This window comes from Flavobacterium azizsancarii, assembly GCF_027980145.1.
Taxonomy (GTDB): Bacteria; Bacteroidota; Bacteroidia; order Flavobacteriales; family Flavobacteriaceae; genus Flavobacterium; species Flavobacterium azizsancarii.
Map to the genome: position 1 here is coordinate 50,582 of NZ_JAMZNK010000020.1, position 23,859 is coordinate 74,440.

Consider the following 23,859-nt stretch of genomic DNA (forward strand, 5'->3'; position numbering starts at 1 on the left):
CAGTGATAAAAGAGGGCTAAATCGTTAAAATTTACGTTTCAAAACAATCCTTTCGATCCCAAAAGCCAATAAGATTCCCATAGTATATGCCAGAATATCTGTCCATAGAAAACCTTGACCCAGAGTATATTTTCCTAAAAGAGTATTTCTAAGTTCGTCAATCCAATTTGCATGGTAGAGCTGCGAAAATTCAATTCCGTAGCAAATTAATAAAGAGGTAATTATGATTTGAATGCCTTTTTTATCGATCATTAGTATGCGAATAAAAACATACATCATGACAGCATAAAGAAAATCTCCTGTAGATAATGGAATAAGATCCGTTTTTCGTGACATGATTCCCAGAAAAATAATTACAAGAAGTAAAATAAAATAATAAGGTCTGTGTTTTTTCAAATTTTGATTTTTGGCGGTATCATTAGTACTTTTTTGGGTAAACAAAAATACAAAGATTCGGTTACGTCTGCTTTATTTTATAAATTTATCGATTGCAAAAAAATGTAAAATAACTTTCTGTCTAAAATTAAAATAACCACATGAATACAAGATTTACGACTCTTATTTTTGCTTTATTCCTATTAGGGAATATTAGCTATTCTCAAAAAAAGAATTCATTTAATATCAAAAAGCAATTTGAATATTGTGCAGCACAAGCTTCGAAAACTTTAGCTGTAATCCCGGATGACGGAACATCGCCAAGAACTGTCCCAAATGGAAGCAAAGAATGGAAGTTTGTTGATTATAAAGATTGGACAAGCGGTTTCTGGCCTGGAGAATTATGGTATTTATATGAAGCAACAGGGGATAAAAAATGGGAAAAAGAAGCAGATAAATTCAGTCAGTTTCTAAAGCCTTTATCGGTGAGTAAAGCGAATGATCATGATTTGGGTTTTCAGATTTTTAATAGTTTTGGAAATGGATATCGTTTGACAAAAAATCCTGCCTACAAAGATATTATTCTTAAATCTGCCGATACTTTGGCAACGCTTTTTAATCCAAAAGTAGGAACGATCTTATCCTGGCCGCATCATAAATATGAAGGCCACAATACGATTATCGATAATATGATGAATTTAGAACTGCTTTTTTGGGCTTCTAAAAGCGGAGGGAATAAAAAGCTCTATGACATTGCTGTAAAACATGCCGAAACTACAATGAATAATCATTTTAGACCTGATTACAGTTCGTATCATGTTGTAATTTATGATTATGAAACGGGTAAGAAAATAAAAGGAATGACTGCGCAAGGTTATAGTGATGACAGTATGTGGGCGAGAGGTCAGGCGTGGTCAATTTATGGATTTACAATGGTGTACAGAGAAACAAAAGATTCTAAATTTTTAGATTTTGCACATAAAGTAGCGCGTGTATATTTGGACCGATTAACAACAGAAGACTTGATACCGTATTGGGATTTTAATGCACCCGGGATTCCAAATGAACCTAGAGATGCTTCGGCAGCGGCAATTGTATCTTCGGCGCTTATCGAATTGAGTTCTTATACCAAAGACACAAAACTAAAAAATGAATACCTGACAAAGTCTAAAAAAATGATTGTCTCACTTTCAGACCATTATCAAAGTCACAATGTAAATTCAGCTTTTTTGCTTCATTCAACCGGTCATAAACCTGCCGGAAGCGAAATAGATTGTTCGATAAATTATGCAGATTATTATTATCTTGAAGCTCTTTTAAGATTGCAAAAACTAAAAAACTAAAAGTTATGATCAAAAGAATTATTCAAATTTCATTTACAGTTGCTTTAGTATTGCTGATAGTAAGTTGTAAAAACACGAAACAAAAACTTCAGGAATATGTAAAAACGTATAATAGTACTGCCGTAAATTTTAAAGCAGATGATGTTACTCTTACGACTGCCAGAGGTTATATAAATGACAACAAAATCGAATTGCGATTTGAAACTAGTTTAGAGCTCAATGATTCTAATAAAGTAAAAGCAAACACATCGTTTCCGAAGCTCTTGAAAGAAATGATCAATACAAATCAAATTCCTAAAGAACTTATAGAAGAAGGAGTTCAATTTGATACTTATTTTTTAGCTAATGACAATACTGTTCTTGTAAAAGAAATAATAAACAAAGAATCTGTAGGTGAGTTATTGAAATAACTAAATTTTACTACTGTCAAAAAGCCGCTTTAATTGTTTTTAAAGCGGCTTTTTATGTTGTTTTATTGGTAGATTTCATGAAAAAATTTCCTTGTTCTTTATCCGTTTTTGTTGTTTTATTTTGGATAATCAAGTTGTAGTCAAATAATTACAGTATTTCTTTTTGTGTTTTGAAGTTGCTTTTGTTTAAAAAGATCATTATGTTTGAGTTAAAAAATAACCATAAACCTAAAAAATTATGAAAAAAATTACCCAAATCGCATTTTGTCTTATTATTGCATTGTTATTGGTAAGTTGTAAAAATACCAAGCAACGAATCCAGGAACATGTGAGTACCTACAACACTTCGTCATCAATCAAGGGAAGCGGGATTACAAGTACGAGTGCCAAAGCATTTTTGAATGACAATAAGATTGAAATCAGAATTGAAACCAATCTGGAAGAGAATGAATCAAACAAATTAACCTACAAAGATTCGTTTCCGGACTTGTTGAAGGAAATGATTAAGAACGATCAAATTTCAAGAGCGTTAATCGAAGAAGGAGTAAAATTTGATGTTTATTTCTTAGCTTATAATAATGCTATTCTTGCTCAGCGCGTAGTTGATAAAGAAGAACTGGCAGTTTTAGAAAATACTGATGGCGGTAAAGAAGAGAAAGTAACTGCTGCGAAACTCTAGTTTAAGAAATAAAGTAAATAAAAAAAGCCTCTTTGTAAAATTTGAGGGCACTGAAAAAGTCCTTTAAAGTTAAAAAGGTAATTTTATAAGTAAAATAGAGGCTCTGAGAATCGTCTGTACGAAAGTGTTCTCCGTCACCTATCCGAGGATATCAAAGAAAAAGAAGCTGTTTTCATATTTGAAAACAGCCTCTTTTGATAAACGGTTACTTTTTCAGTGCCCTCTAAAATTTCAAAGAGGCTTTTGTTTTTATCATTTCGTGACATTAGTTAAGATGTCCGGGAAATAAGAATCTGACAGATGACCAAATTCATCACCGCGCATGAAAATATTACTATCAACATCGGCATAGCTTTTTTTGCCTGCCGCTGCTAAAAGTTCATTAGCGGCATGTAATGTGTTTTTATGAAAATGGTAGACACGATCTGATTTATCTGTAACAACCAAACCTTTCATCAGCATTTTATTTTGGGTGGCAACACCAGTAGGGCATTCATTATTATGACAACGCAATGCTTGTATGCAGCCCAATGAGAACATGAAACCACGAGCGCTATTGCACATATCTGCGCCTAAAGCTATTGCATGTAAAATAGAATAACCAGATATGATTTTTCCACTGCCGATAACTCGTATTTTATCACGAATATTTAATCCAATTAAAGTTTTGTTTACAAATATCAAAGCAGGTTCAAAAGGCATCCCAACTCCATCAGCAAATTCTAACGGAGCAGCTCCGGTTCCCCCTTCAGCACCATCGATAGTTATAAAATCAGGATAAATATCCTCAGCAATCATTTCGTGGCAAATAGCTTCAAATTCGGCTGTATTTCCAATACATAATTTAAATCCAACAGGTTTTCCGTTTGATAATTGACGTAATTGAGCAATAAAATGTATAAGTCCCTTACTGTCTGAAAAAGCATGATGTCCAGGAGGAGAAAGAATCATAGTATGTGGTTCAACACCTCTTATTTTAGCAATTTGTTCTGTATTTTTAGCAGCAGGAAGTACACCTCCATGACCTGGTTTAGCACCTTGCGAAAGTTTAATTTCGATCATTTTAACGTTAGGAAGATTCGCTTTTTCTGAGAATTTTTCAGGATTAAAATTTCCTTCATTATCACGACAGCCAAAATATCCTGTACCTATTTGCCAGGTAATATCACCACCTCCGGCCAGATGAAATTCGGTTAAACCACCTTCTCCCGTATTTTGGTAGAAGTTTCCTTTTTTTGCACCAATATTGATGGCACGAACAGCATTTTCGCTTAATGAACCAAAGCTCATAGCAGAAACATTAAATAAAGAAGCTAAATAAGGTTGTTTACAATCTTTTCCGCCAACAAGCACACGAGGTAATTCCTCGTTAACTTTGGCCGGAAAAATAGAGTGTTTTATTCCTTCATAGCTATCATGATTTAAGTTTTGCTGTGTTCCAAAAGGCGTACTTGAATCAATATTTTTTGCTCTTTGATACACTAAAGATCTTTGATTTCGTGAGAAAGGTCGTCCGTCAGTAGATCTTTCGATAAAATATTGCTGAATTTCAGGTGCAATCATTTCAAATAAATACCTGAAATAGCCTAGCACAGGAAAGTTCCTTAAAATAGCATGCTTTTTTTGAAGTGTATTATAAAAGCCAACAACCAATAATACCGGTATAATAATAACGAGTAAAAAACCACGCTCAGTTTTAAGATAGATTGCAAGAACAACTAGAAACAATAAGATTCCATATATAAAGAATTTTTTTCTCATGTTTTTAAAATTTAAAAAGTAATGTTTAATAATTAATTGAATCGCAGGCGCACATATACATGTTTGATTCCTTTTTTGTCAGATTCTCTTTCATCAATTTCAAGAATATCCGTTAGCGATTTAAGCATAGGTGTAAGCTTGGAAAAACCATAATTTCTTGGGTCAAATTCAGGTTTTTTCTTTACAATAAGATTTCCAACATCACCAAGAAATGCCCAGCCATCGTCATCTTCAATGTCTTCTATGGTGGCTTCGATAAGCTCAATGGTTTGTTTGTCTATTTTATGTAACGCCTTTTCAGCAGGTTTTTCGATAACCTTTTTGGCATCAGTTGCAGAAGTTGCCGCAGTTGTTTTAGGTTTTTTCTTTTGGATTGCCCCGTCTAAAACTTCAATATAAATAAATCGGTCACAGGCAACAATAAAAGAATTTGGTGTTTTCTTCTCGCCAATACCAATTACTTTCATGCCGGATTCTCTTAGTCTGATAGCTAAACGAGTAAAATCACTATCGCTCGAAACAATACAAAATCCGTCCAGTTTTCCTGAATAAAGCAAATCCATAGCATCGATAATCAAAGCAGAATCTGATGAATTTTTTCCTACCGTATAACTGTATTGCTGGATTGGAGTAATTGCATGTTCTAGTAAAACAGCTTTCCAGCCATTAGAATTAGGTTTAGTCCAGTCAGCATATATACGTTTTGTAGTGGGTGTGCCAAATTTTGTTATTTCTTCCATCATGCCTTTTACATTACTGTAAGGTACATTATCGGCATCAATAAGAACGGCTAATTTGAGGTCTTTTGAGTTGCTTAAAGCCATTATTTAGGTGTTAGAAAAATTAGTACTTCCAAAGGTAAAATTAAAATTGGTTTTTATTTGAATTTGATCCCGAATAAGTGTTTTGTCCTTTACTAATTATTTTGGTTATAAATAAGGGATTTACTTATAAAATTAATTAAGGATAAATTTGTCTTTTATGATGCGCTTCATTATATTTGTATGGAATTAATTAATCAATATATGTTTTCAAAAGCGTGTGAGTACGGAATTAGGGCTTCTATTTTTATTGCAACAAAATCTTCCAAAGGAATTAGGGTTGGAATAAAGGATGTCGCTAAAGAAATTGATTCGCCGGAGCCATTTACTGCCAAGATTATGCAGATTTTGACTAAAAACGGAATTATTCATTCGGCCAAAGGAGTAGGTGGAGGTTTTGAAGTTTCGAATGAAGCATTAAAAGCAATAAAATTAATTCAGATTGTAGATGCAATTGATGGGGATAAAATTTATAGAGGTTGTGGCATTGGCCTTAAAGAATGCTCAGAAGAGCGTCCTTGTCCTGTACATTTTGAGTTTAAAAAAATCAGAGGACTTCTTTTAGAAATGCTTACAACAACAACTTTAGAACAGCTTGCTTTAGGAGTAAAATCAGGTGATTTTTTCCTAAAAGGTATAAATACAAACGATTAACATTTAAATAATTATTTTAAAATGAATGCAAAAACCAAAATTTCGGTATTAGTCCTAATGGGATTCTTAGCAATAACTTCTTGCGGGAAAAAAGAAACTACTCCAGTTGAAGCAACAGAAGTAAATGAAACTTCGACAGAAGGTGAAGCAGCTCCGGCGGCGGCAGAAAATGTATTAGTTATTGAAGGAAATGACCAAATGCAGTTTAATAAAAATGAGCTAAGAGCTGTTGCAGGAAAACCAATCAAATTAACTTTAAAACATGTAGGTAAAATTCCTAAAGAAGCAATGGGGCATAATTTAGTTATTCTTCAGGAAGGAACTGATGAAGCAGCTTTTGCAGTAAAAGCGATTGCAGCAAAAGATACGGATTATATTCCGGCTTCAGAAAAAGCTTCGATTATTGCTCATACTAAATTACTGGGCGGAGGTGAAGAAGATACTATCGAATTTACAATTGATAAAAAAGGAACTTATAACTTCTTGTGTACTTTTCCCGGTCATGTGGCTATGATGAAAGGTGTTTTAATTGTAGAATAAATACAAGAACTCCTAATCTTAATAAAGGTTTGGAGTTTTTTTAAGAACTAATAAAGGATAAAATAGTCCTTTATTGAATGGTCCTAAAATAGAAGAATAATTATCATAAGAAGGATGTGCATTATAAGAGATTCGATGATCTGAATAGGAATTATAACTAGGGCGTGGTTTGTATTTGATTTGACATTAAAAAAATAGAAAAAACAATAACAATAATAATTAAGGGATTATGGAAAATTTTCAAAATAAAACAATAGGAACATTTGTGGCTGAGGATTTTAGAACTGCGGCAGTATTCTCAAAATATAAGATCGATTTTTGCTGTAAAGGAAACAGAACGATCGATGAAGTTTGTGAAAAACAAGAAATTGATCCTAAAGTGCTGCTAAAAAAAATTCAGGAAGCTTTATCAGGAGAGAATGGTAATACAATCGATTTTAATTCGTGGCCATTAGATTTATTAGCAGATTATATCGAAAAAACACACCACCGTTATGTCGAAGAAAAATCAGTTATTATCATGCAGTTTTTAAATAAACTTTGTAGTGTTCATGGCGCAAATCATCCTGAATTGTTCAAAATAAATGTGTTGTTTACGGAATGTGCAGGTGAGCTGGCGCAGCACATGAAAAAAGAAGAATTGATGTTGTTTCCTTTCGTAAAAAAAATGGTAAATGGCAAAGAAGCAGGCGAGGCTTTGGCACAGCCACCTTTCGGAACTGTTTCTAATCCAATTGCAATGATGATGCACGAGCATGATGCCGAAGGAGACCGCTTTCGCGAAATTGCCAGTTTAACGAATGATTATAAGGCTCCAAGTGATGGATGTACGACTTACAAAGTAACATTCGCCATGCTGAAGGAATTTGAAGAAAATTTACATACACATATTCATTTAGAGAATAATATTTTGTTTCCTAAATCAATGGTACTGGAAAAAGAATTTGCTTAAATAAAATAAGAATGTATAATTAATTCAAGTTGCTAGTTTTTAACAATTCAGTAAATGAACTGGTTAATATATGAAAGTATACTCCCTACGGGATATTTTTATTTGGTAGCTGTCTTGTTACCAATATTTAAATCCTAACGTATTATCTATGGTCAGTCCTGTTTACAAGATTCCTTTTTCATAATAGATAAATACCGAAAATTATATCTCGTAGAGATTACATATTGGTAACAAATAATTGGAAGAACAAGATTGTCCCTTAGGGGGGACTACAGATGATTAAGTAGCAACTTGAATTAATTAATTAAAAGAGTGCACCGATAGATTAATTTACATCGGTGCTTTTTTATTTCTCATAAACTCCTTGGTTACAATTATTTTAGTATCAATTCTAAAAACTGTCGAGATAGAAAAAAAACACCACGGAGAACGCAAAGTTTTTAAATAGGATAAGTTTAGTAAAAACACAAAGTTCACAAAGTGTTGTGTGCTTGAATTGTGTAAACACAACTTGAGTTCTAGTGAACTCTGCGAAAAATCTTCGCGCTCTCTGTAACAAAAAATAGTGACTTAGTATATTTTTTTATGTTTCCTCGCAATATTCAGCGTTGATTGTATTTTAATCCATATTCCTAAGGCTTCGGTATAGATGTTTTGAGATCAGGACTAGCTATGTGAAAAAAATGAGTTTCTTTTTGTATTCTTTTTCTACACATAAAATCTATGTTTGGATGTCTTTAAACTCAAGTTTTACAACCCAAGCGAACAGATGACGTAATTAACCCGGGATATTTTTTTAATAATAATATAGGATTGTTTTGAACTACTTGAATTTAAATAAAAATGAAATTGTTATCTAAAATGAGTTCGCAAAAAAGTTGGATGATATGTTGTTTCCTTAATTTTTTGATCGCTTCAGTTATTGGGTTACTAATGCGTTATGTCTATCTGTTTCCGCTAAACATAAACTATGCTTTTTTGCTTCATGCGCATTCACATGTAGCGATGTTGGGTTGGGCTTATTTGATGATTTATGTTTTAATTGTTCGTTTTTTTATACCAGAAGAAAAAAAAGAAAAACCAGTTTACAATCGGTTATTTTGGCTGACAGAATTTTCGGTTATCGGCATGATGATTAGTTTTCCTATTCAGGGTTATGCATTGTTTTCAATCATTTTTTCAACCCTGCATATTGTATTAAGTTATGTTTTTTGCAGATTGTTATGGAAGGATATTCCTAAGGAAAAAACTCCGGCAGAAATACTTTTACGGGTTTCAGTTTTATTTATGGTTTTCTCGACTTTTGGAGTTTGGTGTTTAGGTCCGGCAGTAGGTATGTTGGGAAAGGAAAGTGTTTTTTACCAAATTGCAATTCAGTTTTTCTTGCATTTCCAGTTCAACGGCTGGTTTTTATTTGCCGTTTTAGCTTTATTCCTAAAACAATTTGAAGATAAAATCGACACAAAATCCTTTAAAATATTCTTTATTTTATTGATCATAGCAACTTTTTTAACATTTGCTTTTCCTGTAAGTTGGTTTGTCAAGAGTAGTTTTTTAAGCGGTATTAACACTTTTGGAGTTATTGTGCAATTGATTGCTTTTGTCTTTTTTTATAAAATGCTAAGGCCACAAATAAGGACGTTTAAAGCTACTTTAGATCCAAGCGCCAAAAGAGTTTACGGTTTGGCCTTGGGTTCTTTGTTTTTGAAAATCAGCATACAATTATTAGTTCTGATCCCTAATCTGGCCGAAGTGTCGCATCAGGTACGAAACTTTGTTATTGGATTTATCCATTTAACAACTTTAGGAATAATTACAGGTTTTTTGATTGGAATATTAATTGAGAATAAATTGCTTTCACATCAATCTTATTTACTTCGGACAGGACTAAAAAGTTTTATTTTTGGCTATATAGGGACAGAATTATTCTTGTTTCTCCAGGGTGGATTTATTTATTTCAGAAACGAAGCACTTTTTGGGTATCATGAGGGAGTTTTTGTAATGAGCTTTCTTATTGTTATTGGGTTATTCTTGATTGTGGCATCAATATTTAAAAAGATTTTAAAGCTTTGTCTTTAAAATGACGCGGATTAAACTGATTCGCTAAGGCGAAAACGCGGATAGAAACGGATTTTCTTTTTATTGTTTTATAATCTGTTTTTATCCGTGTCTTTACTTTTGTAAATCAGTTTAATCCGCGTTCTTTTTTTGCACCACCAATATAGCTATTGGGATAAAAGTATTTTATACTTTGCACCACTTGCGGTTAATTCTCCTGCTTACTATAAAACAAAAAACAAGAGTCGATTAATTAAAATCTTCCCTTGTTCTTTTACGAATTAATTAACCTAATTAAATTTTGTCGGCTTCCAGATTTATTCTGTCTACCGTTTTATCATTGTTCACCCCCAAACCTTCTTGTTGGTAAATCAATTCTCCATCTGGATTAAAAACACTTATAATATTAGAGTGTGAGAAATCTATAGGAGATATTTTTTTATAATTGACGGCAAGTACTGCTGCAAATTCCCGGGTATTATCTTCAGTCGAGCGCAAGAAAATCCATGGATCATTTTCCATTTTATTAGCAATAGCAAATGCTTTTAATTTTTCAGGAGTATCTGTTTCCGGGTCAATGCTTACCAGAATCAGTTTTACATTTTTCTTGGTTTTTTCATTTAGCCGTGATTCTATATTTCTCATATCGGCGACCAATCGCGGGCAGGCAGCTTTGCAGGTTGTATAAATCATTACCATGACCAGCACATTTCCTTTCAGGCTTTTCAGTTCAATATTTTTTCCATCTTGATTTGTCCATTGAGACGGCAAATTATAAATAGATAAATCACTGATTGGTTTTTCTTTTCCGGCTAATGAACTGTCTTCTTTTTTAGATTCTTTGCAACTTTGCAGAACAAAAAGAAGAATGAAAATTGCTATTATTGTTTTTCTCATTTTAAATCATTTAAAATTATAGTTTAGTTGTGCTGGCACATCTAAAACCCAGATTTCTGGTCGAGTATTGCGCCTTAAGACTGCCTCTAAAAGCATATCGCATAAAAGCGGCATAATCCATCAGGTCAGTTGCATTAACTGATGCGCCTCCGCAAAAAAGGTTTTTATCATCACTTTTGTCCTTTCTCGATTCTCCGGATAAAAAGATGCTGTTAAAATCTGCGGTCCATTCCCAAACCAATCCATGCATATCATAAACGCCCCAATAATTTTTGAATGTTTTGCCAATAGGGTTTTCGAATGTTTTCGATTTTTCATACCATGACAAAATGTATTTGTTAAATTCAGCTTTAGTTCTGGCATCAATCCTTTTTTCATCTGCCATCGCCACATATTCCCATTCATCCATTGTAGGTAAACGTTTTCCCTGGCATTCACAATATTTTTTGGCTGCAAACCACGAAACATTCGTTACAGGAGCTTTAGGATTTGAATTTCCAAAATCAAAATCAGTTTTCCAATATAGCAGATAACTTTTGTCAGCAAAAATTCCTTTAATTTTAGATTTGCTGTAAGTTGGATTTTTTTTAATAAAGCTCAGAAACTCATTATTTGTAACCGGATAAACATCTATAAAAAAAGGTTTTACAACTACAGGTTTTTTTACTGTAGCCCCGTAAAGAGGGACAAATGAACCCTCTTTTATCGGAACCATTTTCGATTCTTGTGCTCTAATCATTCCCATGTGAGCCAAGAAAAGAATAATAATGAAAATGCTTTTTTGCATCATATTTAATGTTGTTATCTTAGTGCTTTTACCATTTCAGGTGTAATATCTGTTTTGTTATTTCCCCAACTATTATATATATAAGTCATAACATTTGCTATCTCATCATCAGATAAATTCTGGCTTGGCATAATATTATTGTATTTTTTGCCATTTACAGTTACTTCCCCGCTTAAACCATGCAAGATTGTTTTAATTGCTCGTTTAGGATCAGCATTAAGATAATCAGATTTTGCAAGAGGAGGGAATGCGCTGGCAATTCCTTGTCCTTCAGATTGATGGCAGGCAAAACAAGTTGTGCCAAAAATCTCTTTTCCAATTTTTATTTTCTCAGCTACAGTTCTTTTTGGGGTTACGGTTTTAGCAGCTTCTGTAGTAGGCATTTTTTGAATAGTTCCTCCCTCGGGTAAATAAATACCTTCCTGAATAGTTCCTGAATACACTTTTTTATTCTCAGGACCTTCAACTTTTAAGATTCCCAATGCACCTTTGTTAAAAGCTCTAAAAATAGAGTGGTCAACGATGATAAAATTACCGGGAGTTTCTACTTTAAAATCAACTATAGATGCTCCACCGGCGGGAATTAGAGTAGTCTGTACATTTTTATTAATCAGAGTTCCGCCTTCTACATGCACATTGTCAAATATTTCGCCAATAACGTGAAAAGAAGATACCAGGTTTGGTCCTCCATTTCCAACGAATAAACGAACAGTTTCTCCCACCTTTGCCGTAAGTTCACCTCCATTTGCCAGCGAACCCACTCTTCCGTTAAACACAACATAATCAGGAGTTTCTTTTACCGCTTTATTCATGTCAAAAGGCTGAAGTCCTTTAGCTCCATATTCACCCTGAGTATAAAAATCACCCTGCATAACATAGTATTCCTTATCTACCGGAGGAAGTCCGCCCGCAGGTTCTACCAGAATCAAACCGTACATTCCGTTTGCAATGTGCATTCCAACCGGAGCCGTGGCACAATGGTAAACATACAGTCCCGGATTTATTACCTTGAAACTAAATACTTTTTCATGTCCCGGAGCTACCAATGATGATGTCGCTCCGCCTCCTGGTCCGGTTACGGCATGTAAATCAATATTATGCGGTAATTTATTATCCGGATGGTTTCTTAAGTGAAATTCGACTTCATCACCAACACGTGTTCTGATAAAACTTCCCGGAACAGAACCGCCAAATGTCCAGTATGTGTATTTTACACCGTCAGTCATAGTACCTTCCTGCTCTTTTATTTCCATATTAACCTTTAGCTTCATCGCAGGTCGGTTTCCAATAGGTTTAGGCACCATTGGCGGAGCTGTAAGTTCAGCCTCCATTTCTCCATCAGTTACAATAGCTGTATAGTCAGTTGATTCTTCTCCTTTTTTACATGATGTAAACAATAGCATTGTAAAAGCGACACAAAAAACAGCTTTTAATTTCAAGGGCATTTTAAATCTTTTTCTCATAACAAGTTTGGCTAATTTTAGTTTTAAATCTATAAGCAAATCTAAAAGACAAAGAAGTCTTTTATTATGATAAAAGTCATGTAAGCAAATAAATTGTAATTTAATTCTGATACTAACAATAGGGGTTAATCTTGTTAAAGTGAGAGCTTTAAAATGTGCTTTATTTTCTAAATATTGATATTCAGATTATTTTTCGATAAAAATAATTGGCAAACTCAATTTTAGAATAATAATCATTATTTTTGCACCCTGTATAAATTAAAATTATTACTTCAAAATATATTTATGGTAAAAGATTTATTCGAAAGAATTCAGAACAATAAAGGGCCATTAGGAAAATGGGCTTCACAAGCTGAGGGATATTTTGTGTTCCCTAAATTAGAAGGTGAACTTGGTCCTAGAATGAAATTTGGTGGAAAAGATATTTTAAATTGGAGTTTGAATGACTATTTAGGTCTCGCAAATCACCCGGAAGTTCGTCAGGCAGATATTGATGCAGCAACTCAGTTTGGTGCAGCTTACCCAATGGGAGCCCGCATGATGTCAGGACATACTAAATATCATGAGCAATTAGAAAATGAATTGGCTGAGTTTGTAATGAAACCGGCTGCTTATTTATTGAATTTTGGTTATCAGGGAATGGTTTCGACTATTGACGCTTTAGTAACTAAAAACGATATCATTGTTTATGATGTAGATTCTCATGCTTGTATTATTGATGGTGTTCGTTTGCACATGGGTAAACGTTTTACATACAAACACAATGATCTTGAAAGTATGGAAAAAAACCTGCAGCGTGCTACTAAAATGGCAACTGAAACAGGTGGTGGAATTTTATTTATTACTGAAGGTGTTTTTGGAATGCGTGGACAACAAGGTAAACTTAAAGAAATTGTAGCCTTAAAAGAAAAATATAATTTCCGTTTATTGGTAGATGATGCGCACGGTTTTGGTACTCTTGGTAAAACAGGAGCCGGAGCAGGTGAGGAGCAGGGAGTTCAGGACGGTATTGACGTTTACTTCTCGACTTTTGCAAAATCAATGGCTAATATTGGTGCCTTTTTAGCAGCTGATAAAGACATTATCGATTACTTAAAATACAATTTACGTTCTCAAATGTTTGCAAAAGCATTGCCAATGATTCAAACAATTGGTTCTTTGAAACGTTTAGAGTTATTGCGTAATCATCCTGAATTGAAAGATAAACTGTGGGAAAATGTAAATGCATTACAAAACGGTTTACGTTCAAGAAACTTTAATATTGGAGATACAAATACTTGTGTAACACCAGTTTATTTAGAAGGAAGTGTGCCGGAAGCAATGGTAATGGTAAATGATTTAAGAGAAAACTACGGTATTTTCTTGTCGATTGTAATTTATCCGGTAATTCCAAAAGGAATTATTTTGTTAAGAATGATCCCAACAACTTCTCATACATTATCTGATATTGATGAAACGTTAGTTGCATTTGAAGCAATTCGTGAAAAATTAGAAAACGGAACTTACAAAGAAATTGCAAGCAGAACTAAAGTTGATTTAGACGCTTAATTTCTTGAAAAATAAATTCCTAATATGGGAATTATGTAAAAAATCCATTCGTTATGCGAATGGATTTTTTTTTATTTAAAGTAATTTTATTGTACTAACCCAGTAAAAATAAATAATATGAAAAAAGTACTAGCAATTACGATTGTTGTTTTAAGCATCTTTGCTTCCTGTAAAAAGGATCAGGTAGCTGAACCTGTAGAAATTCCTGCAGGTGCACCAAAAGAAGCTGAAATAGTTGAACCTGCCGGTGATCAGTGTTACGCGTCATCTGCTGTAAAGATGAGCTTTAATGTCAATTCACATCAGGAAGTAAATGGTAAATTGAGCTATAATATAGCTGGAAAAGATAAAAATGAAGGAACGTTGATTGGCAACATGAAAGGAGATACTCTAATCGCAGATTATACTTTTATGTCTGAAGGAGTTTCATCAGTTAGAGAAGTTGCTTTTCTAAAACAAGAAGGAACTTTTGTTGAAGGTTATGGAGATGTTGCAGAAGCAAATGGAAAAGTTTCTTTTAAAAATAAAAAACTATTGAAATTTGATCAGAAAAATGTTCTGACAAAAGTTGATTGTACTGCAGAATAATTGAAGCTGAATATAAATAATGAGAATAAAAAAATCCATTCGTTTGGGGGCGAATGGATTTTTTATTATTTGTTTTTAATTTTATTTAAGTAGTTGGTAGAATTTCCATTCCAGTAACATTTTAGACAACGCAGATTATCGAATTCGTGTTTACAATTTTCATATCCGTATAAAATACTGGAACATTCAGGACATAAATTTTCCATTACTGATTTATCTTTGTAAAATTCACTTTTGCATTCGTCACAAATTTTTATATCTGACATTTCTGTGCTTGTATTATTCTGTTAGCTGAAAATGAAAACGGAATACTTCTTTAAAGGTCTTTTGAATACGTTTTTCTTTGACAGTGAATCTTTGGATCAAAATTTTTCCATAATAAATGAATAGCTGTATTCTCTGCCAATTCTGGTGTTCTGATACAATTTTTAATTCCTTTTTCAGAAAAAGTTTTAAAATACTCGTCAAAAATAATTGCTGTAACACCTTTATTCTGATAATCAGGATGAACTCCGATGAGGTAGAAAACAACATCTTTACTCTTTTTTCGGGCTCTTAATAAATGAATAAATCCAAACGGAAAAAGCTTTCCTTTTGCTTTTTGCAAAGCTTCAGAAAAACTTGGCATTACGATACTAAAAGCAACTAAATTATCATCTTTATCGACCACAAACTTGATGTATTCCGGATTGATAAAACTGATGTATTTTTTCTTGAAATATTCTTTCTGAACGTCTGAAATGGCAACAAATGAAGATAATTTTGCATACGAATCGTTAAACAAATCAAACATTTTGTCTACATGAGGCATAATGTCTTTTGTTTTAGTAAAAGTAAGCGATCTTAAACCGTATCTTTTTTTGATTAATTCCTGTGCTTTCAGAAAAAACTCTGGTTTAACATTTGAAAACGGAAAAATACTTTCGATATATTCTTTCTCAACTTTAAAACCCAATTGCTCAAAATGAGTTACATAGTAAGGGTGATTGTACCAGGTAATCATCGTTCCCATTTGGTCGTAACCTTCAGTAAGAACGCCAACTTTATCTAAATTAGAAAAACCCATTGGGCCTTCAACATGCTCCAGATTGTTTTGTTTTCCAAGTTCGTATACTTTTTCTAATAAAGCTTTGGTAACTTCAACATCATCAATAACGTCAAACCAGCCAAAACGAACTTTTCTTTTGTGCTGATTATTTACCTCAGACCAATTAATGATAGCCGTAATGCGGCCTACGATTTCATTGTCTTTGTAAGCCAGATAAAAATAAGCTTCGGCATTATCAAAAGCAGGATTTTTTGTTTTGTCAAAAGACTCTAATTCATCCGCAATAATAGGAGGAACCCAATATGGATTGTCTTTGTAGAGTGAAAATGGAAATTTGATATAGTCTGTTAATTCCTTTTTTGATTTGGCTTCTTTAATTGTAATCATTAAGATCGTATTTGTTTTAAGAATATTCCAGGTAAAATTACTCATAGAATTGATGGCAACGAATATAGTTATCTTTAGTAAAAGAAAAAAGAATGATATAAAAAAAGCCCAAATAAATGGGCTTAATTTTTTATCATGATACTTTATATCGATCTTTTATTAATGTCTTTTTTATTTTTTGTAAGCTCCCAAAATTAACCCATTGGTTGTTTTAGCCGGATTAAAATTGTTAGAATTTATTGAGGGACTAATACTAAATGTGTTCTTTTATATCTGAATTTTCCTGATTTCTTTTATTCGTACTTAGCTTTACGTTTTCTTTCTTTTGCCTGATAATCAATTTCTCTTTGTTCCATCTGATTATCTTTATTCTTTTTGGCTTTATCCTTCGCTTTAAATTCCATTTGCTTCTCTTTATAACTTCCGTCATAACGCCATGACACACCAACTCCGCCATATAAAACAGAAGGTGTGTTTTTAAAATTGGTACTTACAGAAGCATCCACTTGTAAATTTGAATTGATCAGATAAGCGGCTCCTCCACGGGCAATTGCATCGCTATATAAATCACTTTTGTAACCTTGATTTTCAACAAAACCAGACCATTTGTCATTAAATCCATGAGTTAGGGTTAGAACATAGCCATAACTAGGGTAGTCAGTTGTAACATAATCTGCAATAATATTGGTCACAAAAACCCATTTTCCGCCACCAAATAAATTTTGAGTAATCAACATTACTTTTGGCGAAATGCTAAATTGAGATGATGAATACTGCGAATGAGAACCAAATGCGTAGGGATTATCAGCGCCAACAAAATTTGCTCCTGCAAAAACAGAAACAGCAGGAATCAATTCGTGCCAGTTAAAGCTGCGATTGGCTTTGTAACTGTAGATATTCGTTTCTTTTTTGTAATTTCTATAAGGATCATAAATCAAATATTTAGCTCCTAAAACAGTTTGTTTAAAATTATTCTTTTTATAACTGGTATATGGAGTATCAAAATTTTCTGTTTGATATTGCAAATCCACAATAAACTCTAATTGCTCTAAAAAAGCACCATAACGCAAAGTCAGATCTGTACCAAAGCCACTTGCGTCATAATCTAATAAATCATGTTTTTCCTTGATACCATAAACGCCAAGTTCGGCCTGGATAACTGATTTTCCTACTGCATAGGCAGACATCGTTTCACCCGGACGATTTGAATTAATAATATCTGTATATTGTGCAAAGAAAAATTGTGGAACTAAACAAAAGGCTGCAATAAGTAAGTTTTTATTTTTTAACATGAATGTTTTTTTAGATTAAAAAGTAATAACGCATTTCAAATGTACTATATTTTATTATTTATTTAAGATTGATATTTTAATTTTAAAGAATTGATTTATTAATTTTGGGGAAAAATTATACAATTATGCAAGAAGCATCTTTTTCAGGTTTAATAAAAGCTATATTTTATATGATAGCATTTTATTATATTTTTAAATTTTTGGCTAGAATCTTTTTGCCGGTATTGGTTAAAAAAGCAGTTCAGAAAGCAGGACAGAATTTTCAGAGACAACAACAATATAGCCAGAGTGATTCGTGGCAGCAAACGCGTACAAAAAACGATGAGATAATCATTGACACTACAAATGCAAAAAAACCTCGCGAAACCAAAAAGGTGGGCGATTACGTTGATTACGAAGAAATAGATTAAGTTTGTGTCCTAGAGTTAACAGGATTCATCATTTAACCCAAACCAGCCTAAATTGAAAATAGTAAGTAAGTTCTATCCGCATGCCCTTGTTATAATGGGGTTTATTCTCGTTTCGTTAATTTATTTTTACCCGGTTTTACAAGGAAAACAGATTTTCCAGTCGGATATTGCTCAATATACCGGAATGGCAAAAGAGCAAAATGATTTTAGAGCGACAGAACATTCAGAGCCATATTGGACAAATTCTGCGTTTGGCGGTATGCCAACTTATCAGTTGGGAGCTAATTATCCAAATGATTTTGTGGGACATTTAGATGATGTTTTACGTTTCTTGCCTCGTCCTGCTGATTATTTATTTTTATATTTCTTAGGCTTTTACGGATTATTGTTAGTATTAAAAACAGATCCTTTAAAGGCATTTATAGGGGCACTCGCATTTGGTTTTTCTACCTATTTAATTATTATTCTGGGCGTTGGTCATAATGCAAAAGCACATGCAATTGCCTATATGCCGCTTGTTATCGCCGGATTTATATTGGTTTTCCAGAAAAAATATATTTGGGGAGGTTTGCTCACCATGTTTGCGGTTGCGTTAGAAATTAACGCGAACCACTTTCAAATGACCTATTATTTATTGATATTCTTATTGATACTATCGGGTTATTTTGCTTTCAATTTCATCAAAGAAAAAGAGTATAAGCCTCTTTTGAGAGCTATTGGGGTTTTGGCTGTTGCGGGAATTTTTGCCATTGGTGCAAATGCAGCCAACTTAATGGCGACCAGCGAGTATGCTAAATTTAGTACACGCAGCAATAGCGAATTAACGTTTAATCCTGACGGATCTAAAAAGGTTAATGAAAATGCTTTAAGCCGTGAATATATAACAGAATACAGTTACGGAATTCCTGAAAGTTTTAATTTAATTGCACCAAGGCTTTTTGGAGGTTCAAATCATGAAAATGTAGGTACGGATAGCCGTATGTATGCTTTTATGCTTGAACAGGGAGTTCCATCAGAACAAGCTCAGGATTTTGTATCCGGAATGCCAACGTATTGGGGAGATCAGCCTATTGTGGCTGCGCCGGCTTACATTGGTGTTGTTGTTTTCTTTTTGGGAGTTTTAGCATTGTTTATCGATGATCGAAAAATAAAATACGTATTCCTTTCAGGAGCATTAGTTTCTTTAGTGCTTTCATGGGGTAAAAATTTCCCATTGTTAACAGACTTTTTTATTGATTACATTCCAATGTATGATAAGTTCAGAGCAGTATCCTCTATTCAGGTTATTCTTGAGTTATGTTTTCCTGTTTTGGCTGTTATGGGGTTACAATCGTTTTTTAAAGCTAAAGACGAACCTAAATTACAGCAAAAGGCATTAATTCAAACAGGTACTTTTGGTATAGGAATTATTATAATTTTAGTATTTGCCAAAGGAATGTTTCATTTTACAGGAAGCAGTGATAATTATTTTTTAGAAACTTACGGACCGGCTTTCGTTGACGCTTTAAAAGAAGACAGAAAGAGTTTATATTCTGCAGATTTATTGCGTTCAGGCTTTTTTATTGTACTGACTTTTGGAATTTTATGGTTGTATATCAAAAATAAACTAGCTCAACAAACGACTTTGATTATCGTAGGTCTTTTAATGATTTTCGATTTGTTTTTTGTAGATAAAAAATACGTTTCTGCTAAAGATTTTGTGAGCCCTGCACAGATTGCGGCTCCTTTTCAGGAAACGCCTTCTGATGCTCAGATTTTAAAAGATACAACACATTACAGGGTTTTCGAAGTAAACGGAAATATGTCAAGTGCGCGTGCATCTTATTTTCACCATTCGCTTGGAGGATATCATGCTGCAAAACCTAGAAGAATTCAACAGTTATTCGATTACCAGATTGCAAAAAATAATATGGAAGTTTTGGATATGTTGAATGTTAAGTACATTATCCAAACTGATAAACAAGGAAAAGAATTTCCGACAGTAAATCCAAATGCAAATGGAAATGCTTGGTTCGTTAGTGCCGTAAAATTGGTAAATAAGCCGGACGATGTAATGAAAACTTTGGATCATATTGATACTAAAAGCGTAGCTGTTTTTAATGTTCGTGAGAATGAAGCTAAGTTTAAAAGTGCCCGTTTAAAGAAACAATGGGATACTACAGGAACGATTAAAGTAGTAGAGTACAAGCCAAACTATATCAAGTATAAATCTGATAATGCAAAAGATGGCCTGGCTGTTTTTTCTGAGATTTATTACAAAAATGGTTGGAATGCCTATATCGATGGTCAACTGACAAATCATTTCCCGGTTAATTATGTTTTAAGAGCAATGGAAATTCCGGGAGGACAACACACTATAGAGTTTAAATTTGAACCTCAGGTTATAAAAACAGGAGGTATAATTAATTTGGTAAGCTCAATAGGGATGTTATTGCTTTTGATTGGAGGAATTTATTTCGAAAGATTCTTTCGTAAAGATTCACAAAAAAGTTACAAAGAGACTCCAAAAAATAGTTAAAAATCTTTGCAAAACTTCGCGAATTTTCATGAACGAAAGAAGGTGAAAATTAAAAAGGAGACTCAAGGGGTATTCTAATTAGGAATTAGGATCATTTAGTATCTTTGCTAATACATGTTAAGGGCTAGACAATGAAAAAAAATGTATTAAGTTTTGGTACTCCAAAAGAATTGGAAGCTAATAGAATAGCTGAAATACAATCGCTTTCGTATTTAGAAAAATTAATGGCAATTATCGAAGTTTCTTATATGCTGAAAACGGCAAAAGTAATTCAATCTAAAAAACGATGAATGAACAAATAGTAGCTATTTGGAATAGTTTTTTGAAAACAAAGAAATATATAACTATTGGAAGATTTGCAGTAAATATATATGGTTATAATAGAAATACAGGTCATATTGATATTTACTTGGAAGATACTAACTTGGCAAGGCCAATAATAGAGCAGAATAATATACTTAAACTGATATTTTCAGAAATTGAATAAACTTGGAACAAAAAAAACTCTTAATTATTACCTATTATTTCCCACCGGCAGGAGGACCTGGTGTACAGCGTTGGTTGAAATTTGTAAAGTATTTGCCTGAATTTGGTGTTCAGCCTATTGTTTATGTTCCTGAGAATCCAACTTACCCAATAGTCGATGAAGGTTTGGTGAGCCAGATCTCTGATAAAGTGATTGTTTTAAAGAACAAAATTTGGGAACCTTATCAATTGGCTTCTGTTTTTTCTAAAAACAAAACCAAGAAAATTAGTTCCGGAATTTTTCCTCACAAGAAAAAGCAAACCTTTTTAGATAAAACATTTCTCTGGATCAGGGGAAATCTTTTTATTCCGGATGCCCGTGTTTTTTGGGTAAAGCCTTCTGTGACTTATCTTGAAAAGTACATTAAGGAGAATAATATCGATACGATTGTAACTTCCGGGCCACCACATAGTTTGCATTTAATAGGTTTAGAACTCAAAGAAAAATTAAATGTAAAATGGTTTGCAGATTTTCGCGATCCATGGACAACGATTGGATACCATAAAGCATTGCGATTATCAGCTTATGCTGCAAAAAAGCACAAAACTCTTGAGAGTAAAGTACTAAATACTGCAGATACCATTATTGTAACCAGTAAAACTACAAAAACCGAGTTTCAGGCGATTACCAATAAACCTATTTCGGTTATTACAAATGGTTATGATATCGAAAATGTAGAGAAACAAACTCTCGATACAAAATTTACTTTAGCACATATTGGATCATTTTTATCAGATAGAAACCCTGAATTTTTATGGGAATGTCTGGTAGAATTACTTCGGGAAATAGAAAGCTTTAAATCACATTTAGAAATTAAATTGATTGGGGCGGTAAGTCAGGAAGTTCTTGATTCGATTGCAGAATTTCAGTTAAATGACTATTTGAATCTTCTGGGATATGTTTCGCATCACGAAGCAATTGCACATCAAAAAAAATCTCAGGTTTTACTTTTAATAGAGATTAATTCTGAAGATACTAAAAGTATAATTCCCGGTAAATTGTTTGAATATATGGTGTCAAACCGTCCAATAATTGCCATTGGGCCAAAGGGTTCTGATTTTGCCGACATTATTACAGATACAAATACGGGAGTATTTTTTGATTATTCTGAAAAAGCGAAATTAAAAAGTGTAATTTTGGACTTTTATAATCAATTTTTGGAGGGGAAATTACAAGCCAATGGTGTTGGTTTACAACAATATTCAAGAAAAAACCTGACCAAACAATTGGCACAATTGATTAACGAATCTTAAGATTGCAATAATCTGAAATCAAACCCGATAGCTATCGGTACTAAAATCTAAAATCCAAAAATGGGTATTGTTTTAAATCAGTCTTTCAAAAATACAATTATTACATATATAGGTTTCGCTATTGGGGCTGTTAATACACTTTACCTGTACCCAATTTATCTGGGAGCAACATATTATGCATTGACAAACTATATTTTGTCTGCTGCAAATGTTATTATGCCATTGTTTGCTATTGGAATGCAAAATACATTAGTCAAATTTTATTCCCAGTATAAAACCGAAGAAGAAAGAGAGCAGTTTTTGTCTTTTACAGCCTTGTTTCCTATCCTGATGTGTATTCCGTTAGGGATTATCGGGATTTTCTTTTTTGATGATATTACAGCCTTTGTAACCAAGAAAAATCCTGTTGTAAAAGAGTTTATGTTCTTAATTCCATTTATTGGAATCTGTATGGCCTATTTTGAGATTTTCTATGCCTGGGCAAGAGTTCATATGCATTCTGTTTTTGGAAATTTTATAAAGGAAGTAGGTTTGCGTTTGGTTTCTACTATCGCTTTGGTAGGATTATATTTTAATTGGATGAGCCTAGTTCAGTTTGTGTATTTTACGGCAGCTATTTATTTTGTAGCATTTTTGATTACGATGTTTTATGCCTTTTATATCAAAAAGCCTAAGTTTCAAATCAGTATTCCTGTGAATGTAAAAAGTGTAATGGAATATACTTTTTTTATAATTCTCTCAGGAAGTGTAGCCAATTTACTTTTAGATGGTGATAAGCTGATCCTGAATCAATATATGAAGATTGAGAATATTGCTTATTATTCAGTAGCTACGTATATTGCTTTAGTTATTTCGGTTCCAAGTCGTGCGATGCATCAGATTGTATATCCAATTACCGCCAGATTAATGCACGAAAACAAACATGATGAACTAAATAGTTTGTATAAAAAAACCTCAATAAATCTTCAGATTGTGGGAGGATTTGTAATGTTGTGTATTTTTGTTAATATCGATCAGCTGTACGAAATTGTTCCCGAAGATTACAGAGGCGGTATTCCTGTAGTTTTTATGATTGGTTTATCAAAGTATTTTGATCTTATCTTAGGTAATAATAATGCGATCATCTTCAATACAAAATACTATCGTACGGTATTGTTTTTGGGATTGGCTTTAGTTGTTGCGACCTTTGTTTTAAATATAATTTTCATACCAATTATGGGTATTATAGGATCTGCATTTGCGACATTATTGTCCATAACCCTATACAGTTTAGCCAAGCTGCTGTTTGTGGTTAAGAAGCTTGACTTATATCCGTTTACAAAGCAAAATCTCCATTCACTAGCCGTTACAGGCGCTTTGTTTTTGATGTTTTATTTTTGGGAGTTTCCTGTTTATCCATTAATTGGAATTGCCTTAAAATCAGTTTTAGTAACGATTTTATATGTTTACCTGAATTACAAGTTTAATATCTCTCCTGATATTAATAAAGTGATCGATATGCTTTTTCGAAAAATAGGAATTAAAATTTAGTACGATTTTATTGGGAAAA

At 33.1% G+C, this 23,859-nt stretch carries 23 protein-coding genes; 15 read left to right on the forward strand and 8 right to left on the reverse strand.

Going from position 1 to position 23,859, the window contains the following annotated elements; all coding sequences use genetic code 11:
• Positions 1-24: 24 nt before the first annotated feature.
• The gene (locus NJT12_RS13265; protein ID WP_271336399.1) at positions 25-396 is read right to left on the reverse strand and encodes a ribosomal maturation YjgA family protein; all 372 of its coding nucleotides are present in this window, start codon (positions 394-396) and stop codon (positions 25-27) included.
• Positions 397-536: 140 nt separating this feature from the next.
• Here NJT12_RS13265 and NJT12_RS13270 point away from each other — a divergent pair, with 140 nt between their 5' ends.
• The 3 genes from NJT12_RS13270 to NJT12_RS13280 all read left to right on the forward strand — a co-directional run bounded on the left by NJT12_RS13270 (position 537) and on the right by NJT12_RS13280 (position 2,807).
• The gene (locus tag NJT12_RS13270; protein WP_271336401.1) at positions 537-1,718 is read left to right on the forward strand and encodes a glycoside hydrolase family 88 protein; all 1,182 of its coding nucleotides are present in this window, start codon (positions 537-539) and stop codon (positions 1,716-1,718) included.
• A 5-nt stretch (positions 1,719-1,723) separates the two neighbouring features.
• Complete coding sequence (locus NJT12_RS13275) at positions 1,724-2,128, forward strand: hypothetical protein (protein ID WP_271336402.1); 405 nt, start codon at positions 1,724-1,726, stop codon at positions 2,126-2,128.
• A 238-nt stretch (positions 2,129-2,366) separates the two neighbouring features.
• Entirely contained in the window at positions 2,367-2,807 is a 441-nt protein-coding gene (locus NJT12_RS13280; protein WP_271336403.1) for a hypothetical protein, read from the forward strand.
• Positions 2,808-3,059: 252 nt separating this feature from the next.
• Here NJT12_RS13280 and NJT12_RS13285 read toward each other — a convergent pair whose 3' ends face one another.
• Both NJT12_RS13285 and NJT12_RS13290 read right to left on the reverse strand, forming a co-directional pair.
• Positions 3,060-4,568 (reverse strand): FMN-binding glutamate synthase family protein, encoded by a 1,509-nt coding sequence (locus NJT12_RS13285; protein WP_271336404.1) that lies wholly within the window; start codon positions 4,566-4,568, stop codon positions 3,060-3,062.
• Between the two features lie 32 nt (positions 4,569-4,600).
• Positions 4,601-5,392: an NYN domain-containing protein gene (locus tag NJT12_RS13290; protein ID WP_271336405.1), complete on the reverse strand. Its 792-nt coding sequence runs from the start codon at positions 5,390-5,392 to the stop codon at positions 4,601-4,603.
• Between the two features lie 201 nt (positions 5,393-5,593).
• On the opposite strand from NJT12_RS13290, the gene NJT12_RS13295 reads away from it, so the two are divergent.
• From NJT12_RS13295 to NJT12_RS13310, 4 genes are all read left to right on the forward strand, one after another.
• Positions 5,594-6,043 (forward strand): RrF2 family transcriptional regulator, encoded by a 450-nt coding sequence (locus tag NJT12_RS13295; protein WP_271336438.1) that lies wholly within the window; start codon positions 5,594-5,596, stop codon positions 6,041-6,043.
• A 21-nt stretch (positions 6,044-6,064) separates the two neighbouring features.
• Positions 6,065-6,583, forward strand: coding sequence for an azurin (azu, locus tag NJT12_RS13300; protein WP_271336406.1), 519 nt, complete (start codon positions 6,065-6,067; stop codon positions 6,581-6,583).
• A gap of 229 nt (positions 6,584-6,812) precedes the next feature.
• Positions 6,813-7,535 carry an iron-sulfur cluster repair di-iron protein gene (ric, locus tag NJT12_RS13305; RefSeq protein WP_271336407.1) on the forward strand — a complete coding sequence of 241 codons (723 nt, stop codon included), beginning with the start codon at positions 6,813-6,815 and terminating at the stop codon, positions 7,533-7,535.
• 843 nt (positions 7,536-8,378) lie between these two features.
• Positions 8,379-9,614, forward strand: coding sequence for a hypothetical protein (locus NJT12_RS13310; RefSeq protein ID WP_271336408.1), 1,236 nt, complete (start codon positions 8,379-8,381; stop codon positions 9,612-9,614).
• A gap of 273 nt (positions 9,615-9,887) precedes the next feature.
• Here NJT12_RS13310 and NJT12_RS13315 read toward each other — a convergent pair whose 3' ends face one another.
• Genes NJT12_RS13315 through nirK form a run of 3 tightly spaced genes read right to left on the reverse strand, consistent with a single transcriptional unit; the run spans position 9,888 to position 12,680 of the window.
• Complete coding sequence (locus tag NJT12_RS13315; RefSeq protein WP_271336409.1) at positions 9,888-10,490, reverse strand: SCO family protein; 603 nt, start codon at positions 10,488-10,490, stop codon at positions 9,888-9,890.
• 16 nt (positions 10,491-10,506) lie between these two features.
• Positions 10,507-11,277, reverse strand: a complete 771-nt coding sequence (locus NJT12_RS13320; protein WP_271336439.1) for a formylglycine-generating enzyme family protein — start codon at positions 11,275-11,277, stop codon at positions 10,507-10,509.
• A 14-nt stretch (positions 11,278-11,291) separates the two neighbouring features.
• Positions 11,292-12,680, reverse strand: a complete 1,389-nt coding sequence (gene nirK / locus NJT12_RS13325) for a copper-containing nitrite reductase (protein WP_271336440.1) — start codon at positions 12,678-12,680, stop codon at positions 11,292-11,294.
• Between the two features lie 345 nt (positions 12,681-13,025).
• On the opposite strand from nirK, the gene capB reads away from it, so the two are divergent.
• Complete coding sequence (gene capB / locus NJT12_RS13330; protein ID WP_271336410.1) at positions 13,026-14,288, forward strand: cysteate-C-fatty acyltransferase; 1,263 nt, start codon at positions 13,026-13,028, stop codon at positions 14,286-14,288.
• 117 nt (positions 14,289-14,405) lie between these two features.
• A complete protein-coding gene (locus NJT12_RS13335) occupies positions 14,406-14,876 on the forward strand; it encodes a hypothetical protein (RefSeq protein ID WP_271336411.1) in 471 nt (156 codons plus the stop codon).
• Positions 14,877-15,192: 316 nt separating this feature from the next.
• On the opposite strand, the gene NJT12_RS13340 is transcribed toward NJT12_RS13335, so the two are convergent.
• Positions 15,193-16,311 (reverse strand): GNAT family N-acetyltransferase, encoded by a 1,119-nt coding sequence (locus tag NJT12_RS13340; RefSeq protein WP_271336412.1) that lies wholly within the window; start codon positions 16,309-16,311, stop codon positions 15,193-15,195.
• A 293-nt stretch (positions 16,312-16,604) separates the two neighbouring features.
• On the reverse strand, positions 16,605-17,603 hold the full coding sequence (locus tag NJT12_RS13345; RefSeq protein ID WP_271336413.1) for a transporter: 999 nt from the start codon (positions 17,601-17,603) through the stop codon (positions 16,605-16,607).
• Between the two features lie 170 nt (positions 17,604-17,773).
• Here NJT12_RS13345 and NJT12_RS13350 point away from each other — a divergent pair, with 170 nt between their 5' ends.
• From NJT12_RS13350 to NJT12_RS13375, 6 genes are all read left to right on the forward strand, one after another.
• On the forward strand, positions 17,774-18,013 hold the full coding sequence (locus NJT12_RS13350) for a DUF4834 family protein (RefSeq protein ID WP_479686999.1): 240 nt from the start codon (positions 17,774-17,776) through the stop codon (positions 18,011-18,013).
• Positions 18,014-18,065: 52 nt separating this feature from the next.
• The gene (locus NJT12_RS13355) at positions 18,066-20,531 is read left to right on the forward strand and encodes a YfhO family protein (RefSeq protein WP_271336415.1); all 2,466 of its coding nucleotides are present in this window, start codon (positions 18,066-18,068) and stop codon (positions 20,529-20,531) included.
• 131 nt (positions 20,532-20,662) lie between these two features.
• Entirely contained in the window at positions 20,663-20,821 is a 159-nt protein-coding gene (locus tag NJT12_RS13360) for a hypothetical protein (protein ID WP_271336416.1), read from the forward strand.
• Positions 20,818-21,018: a hypothetical protein gene (locus NJT12_RS13365; protein WP_271336418.1), complete on the forward strand. Its 201-nt coding sequence runs from the start codon at positions 20,818-20,820 to the stop codon at positions 21,016-21,018. The genes NJT12_RS13360 and NJT12_RS13365 overlap by 4 nt, the downstream gene beginning before the upstream one ends.
• Positions 21,019-21,020: 2 nt before the next feature.
• Positions 21,021-22,310 (forward strand): glycosyltransferase family 4 protein, encoded by a 1,290-nt coding sequence (locus tag NJT12_RS13370; protein WP_271336419.1) that lies wholly within the window; start codon positions 21,021-21,023, stop codon positions 22,308-22,310.
• Between the two features lie 60 nt (positions 22,311-22,370).
• Positions 22,371-23,840 carry a lipopolysaccharide biosynthesis protein gene (locus NJT12_RS13375; protein WP_271336420.1) on the forward strand — a complete coding sequence of 490 codons (1,470 nt, stop codon included), beginning with the start codon at positions 22,371-22,373 and terminating at the stop codon, positions 23,838-23,840.
• Positions 23,841-23,859 lie beyond the last annotated feature (19 nt).